The organism is Pseudomonas sp. LBUM1659, assembly GCF_059716045.1.
Genome location: NZ_CP166797.1, coordinates 653019 through 678765, shown reverse-complemented (window position 1 = coordinate 678765; position 25747 = coordinate 653019). Strand labels below are relative to the sequence as shown.

Genomic DNA, 25747 nt, shown 5'->3' with positions numbered 1-25747 from the left:
GTCGGTTTTCGTGCCGCAACCGACGTCTGTGCCGGTTCAGCTTATGACGGTGAAGGGCGTTTCGACCCGTTACAGTTTTGCCCGATCCATCGCTTGTCGGATCAGCGTCTTTTGTAGTGTCAGCTTCTCGGCATTGAGCCGGCTCATTTCTCTTTCATACACGTGGGCGGTCATGACCTGTCCCGGGGCGAACTCGCTCTCCGGCTTGCCAAGCTCGGCGGCGAGTACCCAGATCTGTTCTTTTAATTGCGCTTTTTCCTGCAACGAAAGCGACTCGGTCGCCCGCTTTTCAAGGGCCATGGAAAAATCGGTGGTCGCATCGATACGGCGCCTGATGGCTTTGAAAGCACGACGATTGGAGCCCTGAATGTAGGATGACCAGAAGGGTTGTTCGCTGATCGCCTCGCACAGCAGATCCCCGGCTTCCAGATCGAGCACACGCTGGTACGCATCCTCGATCATCGCTGGCGTGACCGCGGCGATTTTTCTGAACTGCATTTTTCGAGACTGCCAAGGCAGTTCCAGGCGGTCGGCCAGGTCCGTCATGTAGGCCAGATGCACTTCGACTTCATCAATGGTGCCTGTGACCTCGCCCGCTGCATTGACACGCCGGAACTGCTCGCCCCGATTTACACGCTCACCAATGACCTTGTGCGCGATTCTGCTCAGCTCATCCAGACGGGATTTGCCCTGGGCCAGCAGCACCAGTTCTGCTTCAACCAGATTCGGACTCGCCAGGTCATAGGCTTCCTGAATCAGAACCTCCACCCCCATGGCATTGAACAGTTGAGCGCCGCCGTCGACGCACGCCGTAGGCGCCGTGGCCATCGTGAACAGTTTTTCTCGTAGCGCGCTGTGCTTGGCCATGGCGTCGAGCATGCGCCAGACTTTGGCGGTCATGTCCGCGCGAAATTCAATGTCGTGTTTGAAGTGATAGGACTCGGTCAGCTTGCGGATCTCGTTGAAAAACGGCACCGAACCGAACTCGTCCTCAACCTCATTCCATGCCTCCTGCCGGGCGACCCACTCAGGTCGGGTCAGCCCTTGCTCCCAGTCGAGGCTATCGTGTACGCCACGGGGCGGATAAGGTCGGTCAGGATCCATGCCGACGGACTGAATGTACTCGCGCAGCAACTGCAGATTCGCCTCCGGCAACCACTGCGGATTTCGACTCAACACCGTGCGCGCCAACAATTCCGCCTCGGCGGTGCCCCGCGTAACCGCAGGGACGTCGAGGATCCGGTTAAGTTGAAGATCCAGATAAAAATGCCGGAACCTTGGCAGAGAAAACAATCCGTCGGGCCAGGTGGAAATGCCCGTGTCGGTCAGCAGCAGCGTGTGCAGCATGGGCATCCGGCCAATATCGGGGACGCGCCCCAAAGGGTTGCCCATCAGGTCCAGGCTTTCCAGCCGGACCAACCCGCCCAGATCGGCCACCGACTGTGCATCCAGCACCACTCGATTGCCACGCATGTTCAGCTCCGTCAGCCCGCGCATCCGGCTCACCGCGCGAGGAAACCGTGTGAGCGCGTTGCCATTGAGGTTCAGGTGGCGAAGCCTGGGGAATTGATCGAGCAACGACACCTGAGCATCGGCCAACCCGGTGTTCAGCAGATTCAGGTGGGTGACATACCCGAAGTCCCCCTCCAGGGGAGGCATCGTCCCCAAATGCCTTGCCAGTGGCATATCCCTCAGATCCAGGGTTATTCCGTGCACATTGCCGAAGGGGTCCATATCCCTTGGCCCGGTTTGCTGCCAGCATTGTCTGATCGCCTTATACAACGCGTTTCTTGACTCCCATTCGGCCCTTCCGGCCGCGCTGTACCTGAACGTCTCGGTGGGCGTATCCAGCCAGCGCTGGAAGTTGGCATTGAGTCGATTGAACTGCGCCTCAAGCTCGCTGGCTCGCTGTTCCGGGCTGCCTTCACGACCGTCGCCCACCAGATAGGCCTGGGCTTGGGTCTCCGTCCAGCCGGTACGCACACTCCTGACCCGCTCCTGCGGGGTCAGTCGTCCTGCCAGCTGTGGAATGCCCTGATCAGCACCACGCATACCGCCGCGCAGCTTCATCGTGTGGGAATCGTAGACCGGCTTGCGGAGCGGGTTGTCGGCCAGTATCGGCTGCAACCGGCCCCGCGCCAGCGGTGTCCTTTGAACCGCCTGCCTGAGTGCGTCCCCTTGATTGATCTCATAACCCAGCGCATTGCGTTGCGCGTCGGGCAGCGCATGCAGCACCGAAGCAAACAGATTGTCAGCGCCATGCAAATGCCGATCGGCAGCGTCCCGTGCTTCATAGGCGCCGTCGTTGCTGACCAGCACCTTGCGCACGGGTGCGCCTTGCGGGCCAATGCTGTCTCGCAGGGGACCGGAGAATGAATGCTCTCGGATTTCGATGCGCACATCGCGGGGCCAGTTCGGCAATGTTTCCAGCGTATGCAACGCCAGTCTTTCAGTATCCGCGGTGTGCAGAAACTCAACGAAAAGCCCTTCATAGGCACGCGTCGTGCGCACTTCCAGCAAGGCTGCACGCACCTGTTCCTTAAGCCTCAAGGGAAGGCGTTTTTTCTGCGCAACCACACGCAGGTCTTCAGGCGCGGCGGTGGCCAGCAACTCTTCGGCAAGGTTGGTCGGGCACTGCGAAAAAGCGTCCTGTATCACCAGCACGCCGGCATTGTCTGAACGTTGATGCGCGTTGTAGAGCGTATCGAAACGAGTCTTTCGTTGCAGGCAGGTCAACGGGCCTTGCTGTTTCTCGGTTTCAGCAAATGCCTGGAACCGTCTTATCGTGTCGACGAGTAACGCCGGTGGTGCGGCGTTTTCCACCTGCAACCTGCGCAGTATGTTTTCTTCGACACCACTGGCCAGACGGATGTATTCCAGCGTCGCCTCATCAAACCCGTCGACCATCGGCCCCAGACGCCGCATGAGGGTGGTCTTGTCCCATTCGACGGGGCGGTCGAGTTCGGTTTGCCAGGCTCCGGCACCGTTGTGTTTCATCTTCGGTTGATAAGCCGTCGATCTATTGGGGTGCTGCAACCGCGGCTGGCCGTTCTGCGGATCGTCGGTGATCGCGAAGTACTTACCCTGCCGTGGCAGAAAATCCCTTCCATTGTGACGATGAAGACCCTGTTCGTTCGGCGCCGCATCCTTGGGCAGGGAAACCACGTGCTCATAGGGTTTTAAGTCGGGGTTCCAGAGACGGGTGGAACCCTCGGGGAGCTCGACCTTTTTCAGTTGGTCGACAAAAGACGACGCCTTGACCGGCGCCGGAATGCGTCCTGGCAACACGTGCCCGGCCATCATGAGTGCCAGTTGGGCCGCATTGATCATGACCCCGACCAGAAGACCCGCTGCCTCTGCCCTGTCCCCCTTGCTCCAGTCTTCAACACCCTCCATGGTTTCAAGCAGCATTTGCCCGACCATGATGCCCAACATGGCTTCGCCCAGACCGGGCACCAACAGGGCGCCAAAATTGAACAGGTTCCAGCCGATACTCAAGTAACTGGTCAATCGCGCCCAGCGAGTGGCGGCATCTTCATCGTCGGTCGGTACGGCAATGAGCCGCGCGTCGGCGATGGCTTTCTCTCTGCGCCAGCCTGAGACATGACGCCAGATATCGCCCGTGACGGGGTTGGTGATCGGCTCCGCATCGGGGTTTTCCGTGGCGGTTTCCCTCCACCAGGGGCCCATGTCCAGAGGCTCGCGTTGATGCCAGGCAAAGGTAGTGAGGCGCTCGTTGACTCGCGAGAAAAAACGGCCCTTGTCTTTTTGCGCCACGAAACGGCTGAAAAACTGTTGATAGTCCGGTGAACGCAACTGACTGATCAGCGCCTTCATGAAATCAGTGAACGACGCATACTCCTTGAGCGGATGTTCAGGGTCGTCCGGCACATAGGCGATCAACGTGCCGTCCAGACGACTTTGTTGATGGATATCATCCTGACGGAGCATCTCATCAATCATGCCGCTGGGACCGTTGGCGAAAAACGCCTTGAGCAGCTTGAACTGTTCAAACTCCTGGCCCGGCACTATCGACAGGCGCTGAGACCAGTCCGTCATCAATCGCTGGTGCGCCGGAATCAGACTGTCATAGGTTCTTTTCACCAGCGAAGGGTCTGCCACGGCGCTGAACAATACAATGCCGGTCAGTTTGAACCCCATGAGTGACAGGCGATGACACTGCAGGGGGCGACTGCCCGTCATGATGTTGCTTTTACGATCCCGCACGTCCTGCAACTTGCTGTATGAATAGTAAGAGAGGTCGTTCTTCAAATACGCAATGAGTGCTGATTCGTTGAAAGCCGCTATTTCGCAGGCGGTGGCATGCCGCTCAAGGATTGTCGTGGCATCAACGGCTGCCGGCTTGAGCAATGCCGTGATGTGTTTTTGATACTGGGCACCGATGTCCAATGTCCGGCACAAGGATGCAAACCGCTCGACCGTCAATGCCTGGCGTTGCAATTCCCCTTCGGCGTCCTTGATGAAAATACCGGAGCCATCGCGAAATGCGCCGCTCCGTGTTTCCGGATCTTCAAAATTGTGCAGCGCCGCTTCCAGCAACGTGTATTGCCTGGTTCGACTGGCGTGGGTATCAATGCCGAATGTAAGTGTGGCGGGAACATAAAGCCGCACTAACGTTGTATTAACGTCCAGTTCAAGATCCAGCTGATCTTTCAGGGCATGAACAAGTAACGGTTGCGCAAACGTTTTGATGTCCTGTTGCAAATCATTGAGTGTCTTTTCCAAAGGGCCCTGCAATTTCCAGCGTTCCTCGATAAGCCTTTTCAAGTACTGGCGATCCATGGCGCGTGCACGGCCATACCACTCGGGAACAGCCGGGTTCTGGTTGACGAATGATTCAAGCCTGTCAGCCGGCACGGTCTTTATAAACGCCGGGACTTTTTGTGTGAGGTACTCCAATACAGTTCCTTCTGATGACGCTTCCATTTCGCAAAAATCCCTATGCAACGACAAGAGCACCCAGCTTATGCAACGACGAATAAAACAAAAGATTAAATAACTGCTGACAAACCGCTTGAAAACAGCCACTCACATTCAACTTTAAAACCTGAAAAATAATTAATTACCACCCTGACCGCCTCGCCCTCTGAACCTGCGCGTGAACGGTAGTATTGGGCCGCCGTTAAAAAGACTAAGCTGCCCAGACCTTCTGTCAGGAAACCGGCCATGCGCTTATCCGAATTCATCAGGCAACACGTGGACCGTATCGTCGATGAATGGGAGAAATTCGCCAAAACCATCACGCCGGCGGCTGAAAATATGGATCGTGTGGCCTTGCGTGATCACGCCAAGGCGATTCTGTTGGCGGCCGCGCAGGACATGACCACGGCACAAACCGCCAGCGAACAGAGCGCCAAGGCCAAGGGTGAAGGACCGGAGAAAACGCCAAGCCTGGACGAGGCCGGCGCCAGCCATGGTGAACTGCGGCATACCGTGGGATTTGATTTGGTACAAATGACCTCGGAATTCCGTCATCTTCGCGCTTGTGTGATCCGATTGTGGGTCGACACCCTGGACTCACCGGAACTGACTTATTTCCAGGACATGATCCGTTTCAACGAAGCGATCGACGAAGCCCTTGCCGAATCCACTGCGGCCTATGCCGAGCAGGTCAATCACTCACGGGACATCTTTCTCGCAATCCTCGGGCATGACCTGCGGGCCCCGCTGCAAGCGGTGAGCATGTCTACCGAACTGTTACTGCGCAAAGCCGCGCTTGAAGGCGATGCACTGACCTGCGCGATCAACATAAAGCGTGGCGCTCGACACATGGCGGTGATGGTCAGCGATTTGCTGGAGCTGGTGCGCAGTCGTTTGGGCAAGAGCCTGCCCATCGAACCGGCGCCCATGGACCTGGCGGATGCAGCCCATGCCGCGATTGCCGTAGCCTGCGCCGGTAACCCTGAGTGCGATCCAACGGTGAACGTCGTGGGTGATACCCGAGGAGTCTGGGATGCCGGACGACTTGACCAGCTGCTACAGAACCTGATTGGCAATGCGTTGCAGCACGGTTTAAACAAACGGGATGTCTACGTCACCGTGAGCGGGGAGCCGGACGCGGTTCGCCTGACGGTGCGCAACTTTGGCGTTCCGATTCCCGAAGATGCCATCGGCACCCTCTTCGACCCGTTGGTGCGCAGTGCAGACGAGGAACTCGGCCAGCCAACGACCAGCCTTGGTTTGGGGTTGTTTATCGTCAAGGAAGTGGTGGATGCGCATGGCGGGACGATAGAGGTCAGCTCCAGCGAGGCGGATGGGACGCTGTTTACGGTGGTGTTGCCCCGGAGGGTGTAACGCAGGAGACCGTGTCATCGTTCATCGCGAGCAGGCTCACTCCTACATTCGACCGAGTTCATCCAGATGGAATACGGTCACTGTAGGAGTGAGCCTGCTCGCGATGGCGCCAGAACAGGCAATACGAAAACTCCGGAACACCTACTCGACCACCAACCGCCCCAGCCGCTGTTTCAACATCCGGTTCTCGGCCCGCAGTTGCTGGACCTCTTCAAGCAGGTCCAGCGCCAGGGCGACGCCTTCCCACTCCAGTTCCAGATCGCGCCGCAACTTGGCGGCGCGCTTGGCCAGCGCCAGTTCATAATCGTTGAAACGCCAATCCTTGGGCTGTTTGCCCTGAGGTTCGAGGATGCCGTGTTCGACGATTTCGATCACGTAGACGTCCGACAGGTCGGTCGCCTCACAGAATTCTGCCAGGTCCAGGTGAACGATCAGGGGGGTGCTCATGATGGGCTACTCCGTCTCGTGGATCAGAAGTTTTCTCTTGGGTTGAACTCGGCTTTTTTCGCCAGTTCCTGCCATAACGCCTTGACCTCATCGTTCGAGGTTTTTGGCATGACCGCCTTCAATTGCACGAACAGGAAGCCACGCTCGCCCGCCTTGTTCAGCAGGCCGTGGCCCTTGGCGCGCATGCGCTGGCCGTTCTGGCTGCCGGCCGGGACCTTGAGATTGATCTTACCGGTCAGGGTCGGCACCGCCACTTCGGTACCCAGCGCCAGCTCCCACGGTGCCAGCGGCAACGTGATGATCAGGTTCTCGCCTTCGACGTCGAATTTAGGGTGCGGCGCAAAGCGGATGATCAGGAACAGGTCGCCATTGGCGCCGCCACCAATACCCGGAGCACCCTGCCCCTTGAGGCGTATACGCTCGCCGTCCGCCACACCGGCCGGAATCTTCACGTTCAGGCTTTTAGGGGTGTTGCTCACATGCTGGCCGGCCGCGTTGTATTGCGGTACCTGAAAGGTGACCTTCTTCGATTCGTTCGAGAGGGTTTCTTCGAGAAAAATCCCTAGTTCCATTTCCACGTCTTGCCCTCGACGTCCAGCACTGCGATGCGACTCTCCACCGCCAAAACCAGGCCCACGGTTACCGAAGATCGAACTGAAGAAGTCCGAGAAATCGCCCGTGTCCTGACCACCACCAAAACCACCGGCACCACGCCCCTGCCACCCTGGCGGGCCCTGGAACGGTTGGCCGTGCTGGCCGTATTTGCGCAAGTCGTCATATTCAGCGCGCTTGTCGGCGCTTTTCAGCGCTTCATAGGCTTCCGAGGCATCCTTGAACTTGGACTCGGCATCCTTTTCCTTGCTGACATCCGGGTGGTATTTGCGCGCCAGCTTGCGATAGGCAGCCTTGATTGCCTTGTCGTCAGCGGTCGGTTCCACACCGAGAATCTTGTAATAGTCTTTGAAGTCCATCTGAGGATCACCATCCGTTATCAAATCGCGCCGCCAGGCACAGCATGCTCTTGTTTGCAGCGTTTGGATTGACCGATCTCGATTTTGTGACCGGGCAGCGCGTCAGAAGTTTATCGGCAGCGGACGACGGTTCTTGCGACCGCCGGTTGGCTACCAGGCCCATGCCAGCAAGTTTGGGGCAAAGCTGAGTCTTTCAAGCGCTAATGCATGCGAAATAGCAGATAGTCGGCCTTCGAATATTCGTCGCACTGACATACACTGCGCGGCCGTTTTTTAACCGGAACTCGAAAGACATGAAAAACGCATCTCCAGCCCGTGCCTGCGGTATCGACTTCGGCACGTCCAACTCCACCGTCGGCTGGCTGCGCCCCGGCATGGAAACGCTGATCGCGCTGGAGGACGACAAGATCACCCTGCCCTCGGTGGTCTTCTTCAATATGGAAGAACGCCGCCCGGTGTACGGCCGGCTGGCGCTGCACGAGTACCTGGAAGGCTACGAAGGCCGGTTGATGCGCTCGCTCAAGAGCCTGCTGGGCTCCAAGCTTATCAAGCACGACACCAGCGTTCTCGGCACGGCGATGCCGTTCAAGGACCTGCTCGGGCTGTTTATCGGCCAGTTGAAGAAGCGCGCTGAAACAGCCGCTGGTCGGGAGTTTGAGGAAGTGGTGCTGGGCCGTCCGGTGTTTTTCGTCGATGACGATGAAATGGCCGACCAGGAAGCCGAAAACACTTTGGTGGACGTGGCCCGCGCCATTGGCTTCAAGGATGTCTCGTTCCAGTACGAACCGATTGCGGCGGCATTCGACTACGAGTCGACCATCGAAAAGGAAGAGCTGGTGCTGATCGTCGACATCGGCGGTGGTACGTCCGACTTCTCGCTGGTGCGCCTGTCACCTGAGCGCCGCAACCATGACAACCGTCACGACGACATCCTCGCCACCGGCGGCGTGCACATCGGCGGGACCGATTTCGACAAGCAACTGAGCCTGCAAGGCCTGATGCCGCTGTTCGGCTACGGCAGCCGCATGAAGAGCGGCGCCTACATGCCGACCAGCCACCACATGAACCTGGCCACCTGGCACACCATCAACTCGGTGTACTCGCAAAAGTCGACCCTTGCCCTGGGCAGCATGCGTTACGACATCGAAGACACTGGCGGCATCGATCGCCTGTTCAAGCTGATCGACCAGCGCGCCGGCCACTGGCTGGCCATGGAAGTGGAAGAGACCAAGATCCAGCTGACCCATGCCGAAAGCCGTCACGTGCCGCTGGACCGCATCGAGCCGGGGCTGAGTGTGGAGCTGAGCCGAGCCCTGTTTGAGTCGGCCATCGAAGCGCTGCTGGAGCGCGTGCGCACCAGCGTGACCCAGATGCTCAACGACGCCGATGTGCGGGTCGATCAGGTGGATACAGTGTTCTTCACCGGCGGTTCGAGCGGGATTCCAGCCTTGCGCAACAGTGTTGCGGCGATGCTGCCGAATGCGCGGCATGTGGAAGGGAACATCTTTGGCAGCATTGGTAGCGGGTTGGCGATTGAAGCGATGAAGCGCTACGGCAACATGGACTGATCTGAAACCGAGTCGCGCTCATCGCAGGCAAGCCACGCTCCCACAGTTGACCGAGATCTAATGTGGGAGCCTGGCTTGCCCGCGATGGCGTCAGATCAGGCAATACAAATCTGCTGGATCAAACCATCCCCACCTGCTTCAACTCACTCTTCAAATACGCGTAATAAATCGGCCCCGCCACCACCCCCGGCAGGCCGAACGCGGCTTCAAACACCAGCATTGCCAGCAGCAACTCCCACGACTTGGCACTGATCTGCCCGCCGACAATGCGCGCGTTGAGGAAGTACTCGAGCTTGTGGATAAAAATCAGATAACCCAACGCCGCCACCGCAACCCAGATCGACAGAGACAAGCCGACGATGGTGATCAGGGTGTTCGACATCAGGTTGCCGATCACTGGCAGCAGGCCGAGCAGGAAGGTCAGCACGATCAGGGTTTTGGTCAGCGGCAGCTTGATGCCGAACATCGGCAGGACCACCGCCAGGAAAATCCCGGTGAAGAAAGTGTTCAGCAGCGAAATCTTGATCTGCGCAAAAACGATGTTACGAAAGGCCTGGACCAACAGGTGCAGACGGTCGAACAGTGCGGCCGCCAGAGGCTTGCGCTTGGTCACGTCCGGCGCACGCTGCAAGGCAATGATCGCACCCAGCACCATACCGATCAGCAGCGTCACAAACATGTGCGCCGCATCTTTGCCCACCAGCTGCAAGTCGCTCAAGTGCTTGCTGATCCATTCGCCGATGGCCACGCGGAATTCACCGGCACTGGCGGGCAGATAAGCGTCGATGAACGGCGGCAGTTGCCCGCGCGCCCGGTCGACCACGCCCATGAATTTATCGAGGGAAGCGCCGGGGTTTTCCGCTTCGTGCAGCAGGAAACTGAAGGCGCCGGCAAAGATCAGCGCCAGCACACTCACCACCAAGGTCCCGAGCAAAGCCACCGCCAGCCAGCGCGCGCGCCGTCCTTCGATCAGCCGCTGCAATTGCGGCGTGAGCATATTGACCAGTTCGAACACCAGCAGACCGGCCAGCAGGCTAGGCAACAAGCGCAGCGGGATCACCAGCAGCAAACCACCAAAAATGATGAACCAACTGATCAGCAGCAAAACGTGGCGTTGAGAAAACGTTGGCATACAGCCTCAAAACGAACAGCGTAAAAGGATTGGCAGTCTGCCAGCGTTCTGGTGGCAGCACTAGGAATTGTGTAGGTCGACTTTGGTCGGGGCCTGGGCGATTTTTTGCGGTGACCCGACTGGCCCCACATCTTCTGGACCGGTTTATTTTTTCTTCAGGCAATCACTCATGAACGCCTTGCGCTCATCGCCCTTCAGCGCCTTTGTGGCAGCGTCGGCGTTGCAAGCCTTCATCTTTTCTTGCTGAGGCGTCATGGCTTTCACATCAGTAGCGGCCGGCGTGGCTTTGAGGCAGTTGCTCATGAACGCTTTGCGTTCGTCACCTTTCAACGACTTGGCGGCGGCGTCAGCATTGCAGGCTTTCATCTTCTCTTGCTGAGGGGTCATGGCCTTCGCGTCAGCGGCGGCCGGCGCGGCTTTGAGACAGGTACTCATGAACGTATTGCGCTCATCGCCTTTGAGGCTTTTTGCCGTCGCGTCGGCATTGCAGGTGGTCATCTTTTCCTGCTGGGCTGTGGCCGCGAAACCCTGAGTGCAGAGCAGCAAACCGATCATCAACAAAGGGACACGCAACATCATCATGGAGTTTTCTCCTTGTTGCCGCGCCGATGGGCACGGCCTCGCTCTGAAGTGTAGACAAAGGCCGTCACACCTCCATCATCAATAGCCAACGGCGCGCGTGAGAAGTCACGCGCGCCGGTCGAACAAACCAATCCGTCAGGCCGTTGCCGTCAGATCCTCAAACTTGCCCAGATAGCGGTCATAGGCATCCTGCCGCGTGGTGACAACCGAAACTGGCACTTTCTCGAACGACACAGGCACTTCCCCCGGCAGATTGAAAGTGGTGCCCAGTGACTTCAGGGATGTCCAATGGGCATACGCGCCTGACTGGTGCAGTTTGTTGATCTTTACCTGCCGGAAGGTGTTTGATTCCGACACCTCTGGCAGCGTTGTCGGCCCTGGCGGGACTTCGTTTATAAACCCATAGTCTGCAGCGGCGGGCCCAGGTTCCAACGTGAGGACCGGCGGCAACTCAAAATCGAAATAACCCTGAGCAGCGGTATGCGCTGCAGGAAACTCGGGCCAGGAATCGGCGACAACCAGCTCGGATAATTTCCCCAGGTCATTGCCGGTTACCACGTACTGGTGATCAAAGTTGCTCGCTTTGACGATATGGATCGAGGAAGACCTCGGCTGGCTGGCAAGTATCGAAAAGGTCACTTTTGAATTTTCCGAACAGTTTCCTCCCTTTATTTCGATGGCTTTGCGCGCAGCATCGGCAATGGTCAACTGTGCAGTGAACCCGCCTTCCTGCAGATCGAAGTGGCGCAGGCCTTTGATTTTCGCGATCGCCGTCCCCCCGTACAGCCAGATACTCGGCAACTGATTACCGGACATCGGTATCAGCTCTTTGGCGCGATAGATGACGTGCTGCGCCAGTTGCAGATCAGCCATGACCCGCGCAGTCACTTCGACGGGTTCCTGCGGCGCCATCGCCTCTCCAGGAAACGCATTGCGCAGTTCGATCAGCGCCTCGCCTGGCGCCATACCTTTTTCTATAACGGTACGCTTTAGGGATTCGTACGCCTCAACTCGCCCGCTCTGCCGCAGATTGCGAGCATGGGCGGCCAGGTTTCGTTCGGACTCAGTGAGTGGCACCAGAGCGTCGTCAGTGAACAAGCGGCGAGTCATCGAATTGAACGGCTCAGGCAACATCAATGAGTGCAATTCGGGTAATGCCTCAATGCTCTTGATGACGTTCAGATTGGCGTCATGGCTTTCGCCGTTCGCTTTATTCAAGGCTTTTTGCAACGACAAAAAGCACTGCTCCGGGAGGTGCTCATGCAGCCACTTCAAGCCGCGCAGATAGTCGTATTTTTCAATTGTCGGAACTGAATCATGGAACGAGATGAGTTCCAGCCCTGCATACTTGTCCGCAATCATCTGCAGTTGCGCCATTTCCCCGTCGGATGTGGGTAAACCTGTGCGCAGCCGCATGAAGTCCGGGTCAAACGTGGCCCATTGCATGGCGGGCAGATTGGGCAGCACCTCTACTAACTGGTACGGTTTCAGCGCATCGGTGCGCAGAATTGCTTTCAACGATTCTGTATCGCCTTCTTCAATGTTCAACCACTTGCGGGCTTCTTCCGGCAGTGTATGAAGCAGCGAGTCATAGGGGCCGCTGGCGGAATGCAATGCGTTGCCTGCGTCATCGAAAGCCTGGTAGGTCCCGTTTTCGCCTTCGACAAACGTAAGGTGGGTCGCCGCGTCGGCTTTACCGAACATGTGCAGCTGTTTTCCACCGTAGCGATGCTGATGAATATCGACGCGTATTTCACGCCCCCAAACTCCAAGGTTTCCCAATGAGTGCAGAGCAAGCCTGAAGGTATCCGGGTTGTTGACCGAATCCAGGTAAATGCCTTCGTAAGCACGACTGATACGAACATCCTGAAGGGCCCAGCGCCCCAAGTGTTCAAGTCTGCGGGGGAGGAGACCAAGCCTCGTTTCTTGCAGTTCCGCCGGCGTGGCGATGTTCACCACCTCTCGTGCCACAACACCCGGCAGCCCCTCAAGTTTCTCCTGAATAACGAGCGCTTCACCCGAAGTAATCCGATCGATATGGCGATAACGTTGATCAAACAGGTAGGCCTTACGCTGCTCAGCCTGTTGTGCAAGCAGGCGTCTCAAACGCCGGGCATTCTCTTCAGGCGTGCTCAGCGGCTCACCGGGAGCCATGTTCAGCAAGGTCTTGGTTTCAGCCTCGTTCAGATGCGACAGCAAGGTTTTGAGCAGGTCGCCATCAACCAGCCGATCGCGCGACAGGGGCACTGGTGTAGCATCCGCCGGGCCAAGCCCTTTCAACAGCGTGCCATCAGCGTCCAGCAACGCCATCGCCTTGCCCGGCCAAACGCCATCAAGGAGGTCAATCTGAAACTGCAGATCAGCCTTCAAATAATCAGGCAAATGGTCGCTTCTGATGCTGTCGATGAAGCGACCGATCTCGCGATCGATCCTGAATCGGGTCACGGTGTCCTGGAGCAGCGGAATGATGCGTTCATTGTTGGCGTACATGCGCCGGACCGCATCGATCTCGACGCGACTCACCGCAAGAATATCCGCGTAGACCTCTTCCAGACCCTGTGCCTGCACACCGAGTCGCTTGATCAGGGTCTGCTCGTCCCACGTGCGCGGCTGCTCGCCCTCGATCGCACGCTGGTAGGCGTATCGAGTATCGGTCAAGGCCGCGCTCGCGGTTTCGACATCAGTTTGCAGGTGCCAAATCTTGCTGACCGGATCGTATACAAGCACGGGGCCGCTAGCTGTTCGCTCATTCGGCACTTTGGCGTGGTACTGCCCGGTACTTGAGTCTTTGCCGACTTGTACGATGCCAACGTCTGAAACATCGGCATACGAACGTCCTTTGAATACCCGCAAGCCATCGACATCGGCCTCTGGCAACTTTGCAGTCGAAGGGATCCGATACTCTGACAGCGGACGCGGCTCCGATGGATTAGCCGATCGGGAACTGGAACTGGAACTGGAACTGGAAACGGAACCTATAGGGCTGACCGTTATCGACGCTGCCCCTGTGGCGAGCGAATCGTTGCGCCTAGGTCTGTCGATCCCTGGCAGATGAGTCCGGCCGCCTCCCGTCACGGGGTCGGCATTGATACGGCGCGGGAGATCAAGGCCTGAGGGATGTCCGTTTGCGGGCATCGAACCCGGTGTTCGAGCGTCGGAGTTGAGGGGGCCTTTTGTAGGGCGTCGAGTTGCCATGAATCTATATCCTTGCGAATTATTGTGGCTTCATTGCCGGGTGTCTTGGTTCTACGGTGCCAATTCAAAAATGTCCTGCCGGGTCTTGCTGTGATTCACCAAACGGCTGAAGAAATGCTCATTCGCAACGACTCACGCAGCTATTTACATCTATTTTCAGTGGCCCGCACCTGCAGTATTTTTACTGGAAACAACACTCGTAATACCTTGCAAGAAAGTACTCAAGAAAAATCAAAACGCGCTATTACGCCGGTAATGCTCCGGCGTGCATCCGGCCTGACGCGCGAACATGGCGATAAACGCCGAGCCGCTGCTGTAACCAAGGTCGAAAGCGATTGCCTGCACGCTGCGCGGACTTTTCAGCGCTTCGATGGCCGCAAGAAAACGCAGGCGCTGGCGCCACTCACCGAAACTCATACCTAATTCGCGGACAAACTGCCGGGCCAGGGTTCTTTCACTGACATGCACCTGCGCGGCCCAATGAGCCAGGGGCTGGTTGTTGTCCGGGGCGTCGTGCAACACCTGGAGGATCGCCATGAGACCGGGGCTGCTGGCGTATGGCAGATAGCATTCGTGCACCGGCGCTTGCCGAAGCTGATCGACCAGCACCTGAGCCAGACGTCGGTCGGCGTCACGCTCGGGGATCTTCACGTCGCGAGCCGCGAAGTCCTTGAGGATCGCCTTGAGAATATCGCTGATCGCCAGCGTGCAGGCCTGTTGCGGCAACTCGCGGCACAGCGACGGCGCCAGGCAAACCGCACGGTAGTTGATCGGTTGGTTGCTATAGAAGCTGTGCTCGGTCTCGGGCGGCACCCACACCGCGTATTGCGGCGGCGACATGAAACGGCTGTTGCCGATTTCCATGTGCAACACGCCGTTGGCCGAATACTCGAGCGTGCCCCAAGGGTGACGGTGGGCCGAGGCGTACTCGTGAGTGTTGAAATCGGCATAGCGGAAATAGACCGGAGCCGGCAGCTCGGCGAAGTCCAGCAGGTCAATGTGCTTACTGTTCATGCTGTCCGTAATCTGGGGCAGGTTGTCTGGATCGAAGTATAGGCCTGCATCCAGACAAGCGGATAATTGCCCCTCATTAACGTTCTGGTTTTTTCTGATGCAATACGCGCATCCCCTGCTGGCCATTTTCATCTGGGCTGGCAACACCGTGATCACCAAAATGTCAGCCGGGGCCATTTTCCCCGCCGAGATTGGTTTCTACCGCTGGCTGCTGGCCGGGATTCTGTTCACGCCGTTCATGCTCAAACCGGTGATCGCACATTGGCCGCTGATTCGCCCGAACCTGGGCAAGATTTTCGTCCTTGGCGTGCTGGGCATGGCGGTCTATCAGAGCCTGGCCTACTTCGCCGCAGCACTGACCTCCGCCACCAACATGGGGATTATCCTGTCGCTGATGCCGTTGATGTCGCTGGCCATGGCGATTGTCAACCTCGGCCAACGCCTGACCGCCGGCGCATTGGCCGGCGCGGTGCTGTCGTTTGCCGGCGTATGGGTGGTGGTGTCGTCCGGCAGACTCGGTGCGTTACTTGAACACGGCGTGAACATGGGCGATGCAATGATGCTGGTCGCCACCCTGGCTTATGCGATTTACAGCACGCTGCTGAAAAAATGGCAGCTGAGGTTGCCACCGCTGGTGTTGTTGTATTTGCAGGTGTTGGTGGCGGTGGTGGTGCTGTTTCCGCTGTTCGCCGCCTCGCCGAAGATCGGCCCGACGCTGCAAAACATTCCGCTGGTGCTTTACGCCTGTCTGCTGGCTTCGATGCTGGCGCCATTGGCGTGGATGCAGGCAGTGGTGCGCTTGGGGCCGAGTCGGACCACGCTGTTTTTCAATCTGCTGCCGTTGATTACCGCGCTGATTGCAGCGGTGGTGCTGCATGAGCAGTTGGCGATGTATCACCTGGTGGGCGGGTTGCTGACGTTGGGTGGGGTTGTTCTTTCGGGGCGTTGGACGACGGTGTTAGGCAGTAAGGTCCGAGTTGCCTGAACTGACGCCTTCGCGGGCAAGCCCGCTACAGGGAGCGTGGCTTGCCCGCGATGAACGATGACGCGGTAAGGAGGTTACACGCCGGCCGCTTTGAGCCGGGCGGCATGCTCGACAAACAACCGGATCGGCTCGGCGCCCTTCCCGACCAATCCCAGCGACTGATTGACGATATCGAAGTGATCCAGCGGATACTCATCGCCAATCACCGCCCCAAGGTGCGAGCTGTACCGCCCGACCATCCCATCGCAATGCCCGACCTCGTTCACAAAGGTTTTGGCAAACAGTCGGCAACTGCGATTGGTCCCGTCAAACAGGTTGCGCCCGCTATCCGTCTTGCCCGGCTGCAACGTCCCGGACCACGAGTAATAGCGCACGCCGTTAACCTCTTCCGGCCCGTGCCCGCCCCAGGTTTCAGGCAGCCCCTGTGGATAACGCTGATTGAACAGCGCCACGCCATCGGTGGTGAGTGAATGATGGGATGCGTGGATATCCACCGGCAGTTTCGGCCCGCGATAGCCGGTTTCGAGCAGGCTCATCAACGCGGCGATTATCCGTAACAGAACGCTCAACAACCGGCCCTTGGCACTGTCATGCGGATAGTGTTTGTGCAGGTAATCGGCCAGCTCCGAGCCGTGATTCGGCCCGGCCACCGAGGTCACCGACGCCACGAGGTCCGGGCGTTTGGCCGCCGCATAGCGGGCAGTGAGCGCCCCCTGGCTGTGGCCGAACAGGTTGACCTTCTCGGCCCCGGTTTCGCGCAGGATTTCCTCGATCCGCGCCAACAGTTGTTCACCGCACACTTCACTGGAATTGAGCGGCGAGACCTGCACCGCAAACACGGTCGCGCCACCTTGGCGCAATGCCGAGACGATGCCGTACCAGTACGGATAGAGCACAAGACGGATAAACCCGAGCATCCCCGGGACCAACACCAACGGGTAGCGCGTGGCGGAACCTTGCGACATGGGCGAACGTCCTTGTGATCGGTGAGATGAAGCAAGGCGCGAGGCAAGACGTCAGCCAAGCATCGTCACCAAAGATGACAACTGGACGACCAGTCTATGACATCCGCCCTACTTGAGCCCAACCACGCCCGCCACGATCAACCCCACCGACACCAGTTTGATCGCTGTCAGGCTTTCGCCCAACAGCGCAAAGCCCAGAAACACCGTGCCCAGTGAACCGATGGCGGTCCAGATCGGGTAAGCGATGCTCACCGGCAGCTCGCGCATGGCCAGGGTCAGGAAGTAAATCCCGCCCACGGCGGCGACCACGGTGATCAAGGACGGCCAGAGTCGGGTGAAGCCTTCGGCGTATTTCATGCCCATGGCAAAGGTGACTTCAAACCCGGCGGCGATCAGCAGAAACAACCAGGCCATTTAGAACTCCCTGGCCAGCGACAACAGGCGCTGTTCGGCCTCGGCGGCGGAGATCTGGAACGTGCGCGCCTCGGACTCTTCGCCCTCGGCGGCGACCACGGTGATGTCGGTGATACCGATGAATCCCAGCGCCGTGCGCAGCAACGGATCAGCGTGGTTCATGGCTTCCAGCTCACCGCCCGGTCCGAAGCCAAACCCGCCGCGACTGGTGACGATCAGCGCTTTTTTGCCATGGACCAGCGGTTCGTACTGGGCCACGCCATTATCCAAAGTGTGATTGAACGTCAGCCCGAGCCGCACAATCTGATCGATCCAGGCCTTGAGGCCGCTCGGTACGCTGAAGTTGTGCATCGGCGTGGAAATCACCAGCAGATCATGGCCGAGCAATTCGCCCACCAACTCATCGCTAAAGGCCAGATCAGCCTGCATCGACAACGGTCGCGCATCGGGCTCGGGGTAAAACGCGGCGGCCACAAAGGCTTCGTTGACCGGCGGAATCAACGCCCGGCCGACTTCGCGACGCGTCAATTTCGAATGAGGATGGCGCGCCTGCCAGGCCGAAAGAAACACTTCGGCCAAACGGCGCGAGTGCGAGCGCTCGCCACGGGGGCTGGCGTGAACGGCAAGAATTTTACTCATCTGAATCTCCTTGGGATTACACTCAAACGGCGGGTGACTTGCAGCTTGAAGCCACCAGACAAGCGCTTCAAATGAGCAGAAATCAGTTTGGATGAATCCATTTCATCCATGGAGAATTGAATGTTTGCCTCGCTGCCACTGACTGCCCTGCGCGCTTTCGAATCCGCCTCGCGCCTGTTGAGTTTCAAGGCTGCGGCCGAAGAGCTCTCAGTGACGCCGACGGCGGTGTCGCATCAGATTCGCTCACTGGAAACTTGGCTCGGCGTTCCATTGTTCGAGCGTTTGCCACGGCAAGTGCGCCTGACCGAGGGCGGTGAGCGGTTATTTCACAGCCTGCACGGTGCCTTTCTGGACGTGGCGCAAAGCGTCGACACCTTGCGTCCGCAACGCAGTGGCGCCAACCTGACGGTCTCCACCACCGCAGCGTTCGCGGCCTTGTGGCTGGTGCCGCGCCTTGGGCGCTTTTACGCGCGCCACCCCAACATCAGCCTGCGTCTGGACACCCACTGCGAAGTCATCGATTTGCATCAGGACGCCAGTGTCGACCTGGTGCTGCGCTACAGCCTCGACACCTACCCCAACCTCTATGGTTTGTGCCTGTTCGATGAGTCCTTCGGCGTTTACGGCTCGCCGGAGCAAGTCGCACTGGCCGCCACTCACACGCCAACGCTCATCAGCGTGCACTGGCACAACTCCAGGCTGTACGCCCATGGCTGGGAGGCCTGGTGCGCGCAGTCAGGCGAGTCATGGTTGGCGGGCAAACCGGCGGTCCGTGAATACGACGAAGAGCATTACGCCCTGCAAGCGGCGATTGCCGGTCAAGGCCTGGTACTCGCGAGCAATATTCTGGTGTCAGAAAGCGTGGCCAGCGGTTTGCTGGTGGCTTATCGCGGCGACGTTCAGGTCGATGGCGCCGGTTACAGCGCGCTTTGCGTGCCGGGGCGCGAGCGACATCCGCCGGTCCGGGCGTTTTTTGCGTGGTTGCGCGAGGAGGCGTTGCTGTCCGGGCATACATTCTGAAATGTTTGTAGTGCCTGTCATGCCTGCTCGCGATGGCGTCAGTACAGACGCCGTAATTTACTTGGTGGGCTTGACCGTCACCGGCGCCTTCCCAGCCTTCATCTGCTCCAGCAACGGCGCACACTGATTCGGCTCACCACCACTGGGCGCCACCAACGCCAGCAACCCCGCCGCTGGCGCCGCAATCACACCCAACGCCACCATCCCCGCCCCGCGCAGCATCAGCGGCACGGCTTTCACACCGGCATCCGGCTTGATGAACTTGCCCCGCACGTACAGTGGCGAGCGCAGCGAAATCAAACGCCAGCCTTTCGACTCCGGCGTAATGGTCAGGTCCAGTTGTTCGGTCGCCATGTTCACGGTGCCATCGATGTAGACGATCGCGTTCTCAGTATCGAAGACGAACAGGCGCGTGGTCGCCAGCCCGGTCTTGATGTCGAAGTCGGCCGCCGCACAATTGATCTTCACTTCCTTGTCGCCAAAGATTTTGCCGACCACATAGTTACCGACATTCAGCCCGGCCAGTTCCATCAACTCGCGGCTGATCGCGCCGTCGTTGATGAGCATTTTCAGAGTGCCATTGGCGCTGCCCAACAGCTTGGCCACCGAGTTGCCGCGCCCCGAAATATCGGCATCACCATTGAGCTCGCCGAAGCTGGTTTTCATCGGTTCGAAGGTCGGGAACAGTTGCTTGAGCTTGAATCTGCGCGCGGTGAGTTTGGCCTGGCCTAGCAGTGGTTCGGTACGGCCATTCAAGCGAATCTGCGCCTCCAGATTGCCGCCCGCCACGCCAAAGCGCAGCGGCTCGAGACTGAGCACGCCGTCGTTAAGTATCAGGTGCGTAAAGAGGTCGTTGATCGGCAGTTTTTCGCTGTGGACGATGCGCTTGCCAGTGAATTCGACGTCGGCGTCCATGTCACGCCAGCGTTCAGTCTTGAACTCCTCGACCGGCAACACTTTGTCCGGCGGCTGCTTGCTGTCGCCGCCACGGGCCTGTTGCCTGGCATTGGAGTCGGCGCCAATCAGCGGCGCCAGGTCGGCGAACAACAGTTGGTCGCAGAGCAATGAACCACTGAGTTTCGGCCTTGGCTGACTGGCGACGTAAGTCAGGCTGCCGTGAATGTCACTCTCGCCAATCTTGCCGTTGAACGCTTCATAGCGGAACACCGCTCCACCAGGCTCATGCAGCTTGGCAATCAGGTGCCCGTCGGTTGCGTATGGCGATGTATCCGGCAGTATTACACCGGTCAGCGGATAGAGATGGCTCAGGCTGGTGCCGGCCAGTTTCAGCCTCAAGTCCAGCGCGCCAAGGTTCAGGGGATCGGTCAGGGTGCCGGCCAGCTCTATGCGGGTGTCGGCAATATTGACCTGAGCCTGCAGCGGAAACGGCTTGGCCGCGTCTTGCAGCGCCAACAACCCACCAATCTTGCCGGAGCCTTCGAGTTTCTGCGCATGGTATTGGCCTTTGACCTTGAGGGCGAAGGCGTAATCCTGCGGCGTGCCACCCTTTTCAAGCGTGGTTTTCGCCGCTTTTTCACCGACGATGTCGCTGAACGGAATCGGTTTGCCCAGCGGGTCGATGAGTACGTCGAGCTGAGTCTTCAGGTGCTGATCGTCAAGAGTGACATGGCCCTTGTCGAAGCCAATGGCGCCAATGTCGACCACCCAGTTCGACGGCTCGGCGTCGGGGTCTTTCGGATCGAATTTGAACGTCCAGTTGGCGCGGCCATCAGCCAGACGCTGAAGGTCGGCGTTCGGTTCGGTCAGGTCGATGCGCGGGATCACCACCCGCTGAGCCAACAAGGCCAGCGGCGAAATTCGCAGCTCTACGCGTTTGAGGGTGACCATCTGCGGTTGCTTCAACCAGTCCGGGTTGCCCAGGCTCAAGTCTTCGGCCACCACGTGCGGCCACGGTACCCAGGCCCGCCAGCCACCCTCGTCAGGCTCGCGCTGCCAGACCACCGCGAGGTTGCCATTGATGGCGAACGGACGGTGCAGCTCTTCGGAGACTTTGGTGTTGATTGTGGGTTTGATCCGGTTCCAGTCGAAAAACACGATGATCAAAACGAGTATCGCCAGCAGAACAACCAGGCTGGCAAAGGCCCAGGCAAAAATCTTGGGGGTGCGCGTCATTGCACAGGACTCCTGAATACGACTGCGCGCCCTGACCGCGACGCACGTGTGAAACGTCAGGCCAGAACCGACCTGCCATGACACCTAGGACTGGGAAAAAGCGCGCAGGTTTAACCGAACAGCCCATTAACGTTCAAATAATCGATCAGGGTCACCGTGCTCACGCCAGACAGCGTTACCGACCGCATTTTTGTGCGGCACGAGTGGGTCGAAACCACCCACTCCAGCGCAAAAAAACTCGCCGAAAACGCCCGTTTTAGAGCCCTTCTGCAGAACAATCAATTCTGTTGATTATTACCATTGCGTTTATGAACTTTCATATCGACTTATCGAGAGTAGCATTGCCCTCGTACCCACTTGATCGCCCTCCCAAGGAGCAACCCATCATGAAACGCCAACTACTGCTTAGCCTGACCCTCTCAATGCTAGCCAGCACTGCTTTCGCTCTGCCAGCCCCTGACCAGGCCGCTCCGCAAGTCAAAGACAGCCACTCGGCGTTCAGCCAAACCGTCGCTGCAGATGGTGCCGACCGCACTCCACAAGGTCAGACGCTTGCCGAAGGCGGTTCTGATCGCACTCCACAAGGCCAAACTCTGGCTGAAGGTGGTTCCGATCGCACTCCACAAGGCCAAACGCTGGCTGAAGGTGGTTCCGATCGCACTCCACAAGGCCAAACGCTGGCTGAAGGCGGTTCTGATCGCACTCCACAAGGCCAAACTCTGGCTGAAGGTGGTTCCGATCGCACCCCACAAGGTCAAACTCTGGCTGAAGGTGGTTCCGATCGCACCCCACAAGGTCAAACCCTTGCCGAAGGCGGTGGTGACCGTGTGATCGAACGCAACAGCGCTACGAGCTAAGCCCTATGGCCGCCCTGAAAAAAAGCCCAATCCCCGGATTGGGCTTTTGATTTATAGAGAACTGCGTTTCTCCGCCTGATCCCCGATAGTCGTTCGACGCCAGCGAAGCCGATTTGCTAGAGTGCGCCGCTGTCCTGTCCAGAAAACACCCTTGCGATGCTGCCCCGCGCCGAACAGAAACAACAAACCCGCAACGCCCTGATGGACGCTGCTCGCCATCTGATGGAATGCGGCCGAGGATTCGGTAGCCTCAGCCTGCGCGAAGTGGCGAAAACCGCCGGCATCGTGCCCACCGGTTTCTACCGACATTTCGCCGATATGGATGAACTGGGCCTGGTGCTGGTGAGCGAAGTCGGTCAGACCTTCCGCGAAACCATTCGCCTGGTGCGCCACAACGAATTCGTCATGGGCGGCATTATTGATGCGTCGGTGCGGATCTTTCTCGACGTGGTCAGCGCCAATCGCTCGCAGTTTCTGTTTCTTGCCCGCGAACAGTACGGCGGATCGCTGCCGGTGCGATTGGCGATTGGGCGGTTGCGTGAAGACATCAGCTCGGATTTGGCGGCTGACTTGTCCTTGATGCCAAAGCTTCAGCATCTCAACATCGCTGGTTTGAGCGTGATGGCTGATCTGATCGTTAAAAGTGTTTTCGCGACCTTGCCGGACATTATCGATCCGCCGGCCGAGGCGCTGCCCGAGCATTTGACGCCTCAGGCGAAGATCACTCAGCAGTTGCGCTTCATCTTTATCGGCCTCAAACACTGGCAAGGACTCGGCAGCACTGAGTAAATCCACACCTCCCACATTGGTGCACGAAAACGCCACATGCACCAACATGATCCAAAATCCTGCAACACCCGGCCCCCCCCACTAAGCTCCGACAGGTATTTCCTACGTATCGCCCGATTGGCAAGCCCCTTGCTCTAGCCTGAGCATTGTCCATTGCTGGAAGCCTTCCGATGCTGGTGATTCATCGCAGAATCAACCCTCAACCCGTCTGGGCCGCCGAATTGCTCCTGACCTTCGAAGCCCGGAGTAAAAGCCGTTTGCGCTGTTTCAGTGCCGAAGGTGAAGACGTCGGGTTGTTTTTGGAGCGCGGTCAGCCGCCTCTGTATGACGGCGAATGCCTGCAAGCCGAAGACGGACGCATCGTGCGCGTCTGCGCCCGCCCCGAACAACTGCTACACGTTACCTGCGCCAATGCCTTCGAGCTGACACGTGCCGCGTATCACCTTGGCAACCGTCATGTCGCCCTGCAGATCGGTGATGGCTGGTTGCGCCTGCTCGACGATTACGTACTTAAAGCCATGCTCGAACAGCTGGAAGCCAAGGTCGAAAACATCGAAGCCCCGTTTCAGCCGGAACACGGTGCTTATGGTGGCGGCCATCATCATTCGCGGCACGGCGACGAAGACTTCAACTACCCGCCGAAACTGCATCAGTTCGGCGTCCGTCCATGAACCCGGCCTGGGCGCTGCTGCGTCTGGCCAGCCCGCAACTGCCGATTGGCGGCTACAGCTATTCCCAAGGCCTGGAAATGGCCGTGGATAACGGTCGGGTGTGCGATTCGGACAGCGTACGACGCTGGATCAGCGATCAGCTGCTGCTGAACCTGGCACGGTTCGAGGCGCCGCTGCTGCTCGCCCATTGCATGGCCGCCTTTGATGAAAACTGGGACGAGTTGCTGCAACGCTGCGAAGAACATCGCGCCAGTCGGGAAACTCGCGAGCTGCATCAGGAAAGCCGGCAGATGGGCTATTCGTTGCAGCAGCTGCTCAACGGCTTACCGGAGCTGGATGCGCCCGCCCGCGCCTTCCTCGAACAACGCCCCGAACCGCACCTGGCCCTCGGCTGGGCGCTGGCCGCCCGGGCTTGGGGGATCAGTCCGCAGGATGCGTTGGCCGCGTGGCTCTGGAGCTGGCTGGAAAACCAATTGGCGGTGCTGATGAAAACCTTGCCGCTGGGCCAGCAAGCCGCTCAGCGCCTGACCAGCGAACTGCTGCCGCTATTGCAACAAGCCCAGCAGGACGCCACCCGAATCAACCCCGAACACTATGGCAGCGCCGCGTTTGGCCTGTCCCTGGCGTGCATGGCCCATGAGCGCCAGTACAGCCGCCTGTTCCGTTCCTAGGGCCTTTAAATTTGGAGAACCACATGAACACACAACCCCTGCGCGTCGGCATCGGCGGCCCGGTCGGTTCCGGTAAAACCGCTCTGACGTTGGCCCTGTGCCTGGCCCTGCGCGAGCGTTACAACCTTGCCGTCGTCACCAACGACATCTACACCCGCGAAGACGCCGACTTTCTGGTGCGCAACGAGGCCCTGGCGCCCGAGCGAATCATCGGTGTGGAAACCGGCGGTTGCCCGCACACGGCGATCCGCGAAGACGCCTCGATCAACCTCGAAGCCGTGGATCAACTGAACCGCCGCTTTCCGGGGCTGGACCTGATTCTGGTGGAGTCCGGTGGCGACAATCTGTCAGCAACGTTCAGCCCGGAATTATCCGACCTGACCATCTACGTGATCGACGTTTCGGCCGGCGACAAACTGCCGCGCAAGGGCGGGCCCGGTATCTGCAAATCCGATTTGCTGGTGATCAACAAAATCGACCTCGCACCGCTGGTGGGGGCGTCGCTGGAGATGATGGACAGCGACACCAAACGCATGCGCAACGGCAAACCGTTTGTCTTCAGTAACCAGAAAACCGGTCTCGGACTTGAGGAAATCATCGCCTTCATCGAATGCCAGGGCCTGCTGACAGCGGCCTGATCACGACTTATCAACAAGGAAGCTTACCCATGACACTGAAACGCATTCTGGGCGCCGTGGCCCTGCTGCTGACCCCGGCCATCGCCTTCGCCCATCCGGGTCATGGCGACAACGGCTTGATCGCCGGCATCAGCCACCCGATTGGCGGCCTCGATCACGTGCTGGCGATGATTGCGGTCGGCCTGTGGGCGGCACAGCAAAAAGGTGCAGCGCGCTGGGCGCTGCCATGCACGTTCGTCGGCACGATGCTGATGGGCGGGTTACTGGGGTTTGAAGGGCTGAACCTGCCGGCACTGGAAGGCGCGATTGCCTCGTCGGTGCTGGCGCTGGGCCTGGCGGTGGCGCTGGCGGTGCGTCCGCCGTTGAGCGTGGCGATTGGGGCGACGGCGCTTTTTGCACTGTTCCATGGTGTGGCGCACGGGTTGGAATTGCCGCAGATGTCGAGCCCTTGGGTATATGCGGCCGGGTTTGTGGCGGCGACGGCAGCATTGCATGCGGCGGGATACGCGGTGGTTCGCGTACTGCCTCAAGCCGCTGCACCGTTGGTTCGGCTGGCGGGTGCGGCGTCGGCGGCGACTGGCGTGTGGTTGTTGGCGGGCTGATTTTTTATCGCCTGTGATGGCCTCATCGCGAGCAAGCTCGGCTCCCACAGTGGAATGCGTACTCCTGTGGGAGCCGAGCTTGCTCGCGATGGCGGCCTGACAGACACCGCATCTCTCAGGCCTGCTAACATGTCGCGCA

General features: G+C 58.8%; 21 protein-coding genes and 2 pseudogenes. 10 read left to right on the top strand and 13 right to left on the bottom strand.

The window, feature by feature from the left end:
- Positions 1-69: 69 nt before the first annotated feature.
- Together ACA048_RS03025 and ACA048_RS03020 are read right to left on the bottom strand one after the other, a co-directional pair.
- A complete protein-coding gene (locus ACA048_RS03025) occupies positions 70-4947 on the bottom strand; it encodes an NEL-type E3 ubiquitin ligase domain-containing protein (RefSeq protein WP_497627880.1) in 4878 nt (1625 codons plus the stop codon).
- A gap of 65 nt (positions 4948-5012) precedes the next feature.
- Entirely contained in the window at positions 5013-5189 is a 177-nt protein-coding gene (locus ACA048_RS03020; RefSeq protein WP_497627879.1) for a hypothetical protein, read from the bottom strand.
- Here ACA048_RS03020 and ACA048_RS03015 point away from each other — a divergent pair.
- A complete protein-coding gene (locus ACA048_RS03015; RefSeq protein ID WP_497627878.1) occupies positions 5188-6315 on the top strand; it encodes a sensor histidine kinase in 1128 nt (375 codons plus the stop codon). The two genes, ACA048_RS03020 and ACA048_RS03015, sit on opposite strands and share 2 nt — an antisense overlap.
- Before the next feature lie 141 nt (positions 6316-6456).
- On the opposite strand, the gene ACA048_RS03010 is transcribed toward ACA048_RS03015, so the two are convergent.
- Both ACA048_RS03010 and ACA048_RS03005 read right to left on the bottom strand, forming a co-directional pair.
- Positions 6457-6762 carry a chaperone modulator CbpM gene (locus tag ACA048_RS03010; protein WP_140669669.1) on the bottom strand — a complete coding sequence of 102 codons (306 nt, stop codon included), beginning with the start codon at positions 6760-6762 and terminating at the stop codon, positions 6457-6459.
- A 23-nt stretch (positions 6763-6785) separates the two neighbouring features.
- Positions 6786-7733: a DnaJ C-terminal domain-containing protein gene (locus tag ACA048_RS03005; RefSeq protein WP_497627877.1), complete on the bottom strand. Its 948-nt coding sequence runs from the start codon at positions 7731-7733 to the stop codon at positions 6786-6788.
- Between the two features lie 293 nt (positions 7734-8026).
- Here ACA048_RS03005 and ACA048_RS03000 point away from each other — a divergent pair, with 293 nt between their 5' ends.
- Positions 8027-9301 (top strand): Hsp70 family protein, encoded by a 1275-nt coding sequence (locus tag ACA048_RS03000; RefSeq protein WP_497627876.1) that lies wholly within the window; start codon positions 8027-8029, stop codon positions 9299-9301.
- Positions 9302-9419: 118 nt separating this feature from the next.
- On the opposite strand, the gene ACA048_RS02995 is transcribed toward ACA048_RS03000, so the two are convergent.
- From ACA048_RS02995 to ACA048_RS02975, 5 genes and pseudogenes are all read right to left on the bottom strand, one after another.
- Positions 9420-10433: an AI-2E family transporter gene (locus tag ACA048_RS02995; RefSeq protein ID WP_223515039.1), complete on the bottom strand. Its 1014-nt coding sequence runs from the start codon at positions 10431-10433 to the stop codon at positions 9420-9422.
- Between the two features lie 144 nt (positions 10434-10577).
- Positions 10578-10673: pseudogene (locus ACA048_RS02990) on the bottom strand (PsiF family protein); the annotation flags it as partial.
- 45 nt (positions 10674-10718) lie between these two features.
- Positions 10719-11015, bottom strand: a pseudogene (locus ACA048_RS02985) (PsiF family protein); the annotation flags it as partial.
- A gap of 135 nt (positions 11016-11150) precedes the next feature.
- Positions 11151-13892 carry a hypothetical protein gene (locus ACA048_RS02980; protein WP_497627875.1) on the bottom strand — a complete coding sequence of 914 codons (2742 nt, stop codon included), beginning with the start codon at positions 13890-13892 and terminating at the stop codon, positions 11151-11153.
- A gap of 549 nt (positions 13893-14441) precedes the next feature.
- Positions 14442-15224, bottom strand: coding sequence for an AraC family transcriptional regulator (locus ACA048_RS02975; protein ID WP_497627874.1), 783 nt, complete (start codon positions 15222-15224; stop codon positions 14442-14444).
- Between the two features lie 97 nt (positions 15225-15321).
- On the opposite strand from ACA048_RS02975, the gene ACA048_RS02970 reads away from it, so the two are divergent.
- Positions 15322-16209: a DMT family transporter gene (locus tag ACA048_RS02970; RefSeq protein ID WP_497627873.1), complete on the top strand. Its 888-nt coding sequence runs from the start codon at positions 15322-15324 to the stop codon at positions 16207-16209.
- Between the two features lie 74 nt (positions 16210-16283).
- Here the strand turns inward: ACA048_RS02970 and ACA048_RS02965 are convergent, their stop codons facing one another.
- From ACA048_RS02965 to ACA048_RS02955, 3 genes are all read right to left on the bottom strand, one after another.
- The gene (locus ACA048_RS02965; protein ID WP_497627872.1) at positions 16284-17174 is read right to left on the bottom strand and encodes an esterase/lipase family protein; all 891 of its coding nucleotides are present in this window, start codon (positions 17172-17174) and stop codon (positions 16284-16286) included.
- 108 nt (positions 17175-17282) lie between these two features.
- Positions 17283-17588 (bottom strand): DMT family transporter, encoded by a 306-nt coding sequence (locus ACA048_RS02960; RefSeq protein WP_007947555.1) that lies wholly within the window; start codon positions 17586-17588, stop codon positions 17283-17285.
- A complete protein-coding gene (locus ACA048_RS02955; RefSeq protein WP_497627871.1) occupies positions 17589-18227 on the bottom strand; it encodes an FMN-dependent NADH-azoreductase in 639 nt (212 codons plus the stop codon).
- 120 nt (positions 18228-18347) lie between these two features.
- Between ACA048_RS02955 and ACA048_RS02950 the strand changes: the two genes are divergently transcribed.
- Complete coding sequence (locus ACA048_RS02950; protein ID WP_497627870.1) at positions 18348-19247, top strand: LysR substrate-binding domain-containing protein; 900 nt, start codon at positions 18348-18350, stop codon at positions 19245-19247.
- Between the two features lie 57 nt (positions 19248-19304).
- On the opposite strand, the gene ACA048_RS02945 is transcribed toward ACA048_RS02950, so the two are convergent.
- Positions 19305-21380 (bottom strand): AsmA family protein, encoded by a 2076-nt coding sequence (locus ACA048_RS02945; RefSeq protein ID WP_497627869.1) that lies wholly within the window; start codon positions 21378-21380, stop codon positions 19305-19307.
- Between the two features lie 386 nt (positions 21381-21766).
- On the opposite strand from ACA048_RS02945, the gene ACA048_RS02940 reads away from it, so the two are divergent.
- The 6 genes from ACA048_RS02940 (at position 21767) to ACA048_RS02915 (ending at position 25608) form a co-directional block, all read left to right on the top strand.
- The gene (locus tag ACA048_RS02940; RefSeq protein WP_497627868.1) at positions 21767-22237 is read left to right on the top strand and encodes a hypothetical protein; all 471 of its coding nucleotides are present in this window, start codon (positions 21767-21769) and stop codon (positions 22235-22237) included.
- 156 nt (positions 22238-22393) lie between these two features.
- Positions 22394-23026 carry a TetR family transcriptional regulator gene (locus ACA048_RS02935; RefSeq protein ID WP_497627867.1) on the top strand — a complete coding sequence of 211 codons (633 nt, stop codon included), beginning with the start codon at positions 22394-22396 and terminating at the stop codon, positions 23024-23026.
- Positions 23027-23196: 170 nt separating this feature from the next.
- On the top strand, positions 23197-23697 hold the full coding sequence (gene ureE / locus ACA048_RS02930; RefSeq protein WP_497627866.1) for an urease accessory protein UreE: 501 nt from the start codon (positions 23197-23199) through the stop codon (positions 23695-23697).
- The gene (locus ACA048_RS02925) at positions 23694-24368 is read left to right on the top strand and encodes an urease accessory protein UreF (RefSeq protein ID WP_497627865.1); all 675 of its coding nucleotides are present in this window, start codon (positions 23694-23696) and stop codon (positions 24366-24368) included. The genes ureE and ACA048_RS02925 overlap by 4 nt, the downstream gene beginning before the upstream one ends.
- A 23-nt stretch (positions 24369-24391) precedes the next feature.
- Positions 24392-25006, top strand: a complete 615-nt coding sequence (ureG, locus tag ACA048_RS02920; protein WP_497627864.1) for an urease accessory protein UreG — start codon at positions 24392-24394, stop codon at positions 25004-25006.
- A 29-nt stretch (positions 25007-25035) separates the two neighbouring features.
- Entirely contained in the window at positions 25036-25608 is a 573-nt protein-coding gene (locus ACA048_RS02915) for a HupE/UreJ family protein (protein ID WP_497627863.1), read from the top strand.
- The last annotated feature ends 139 nt before the right edge of the window (positions 25609-25747 follow it).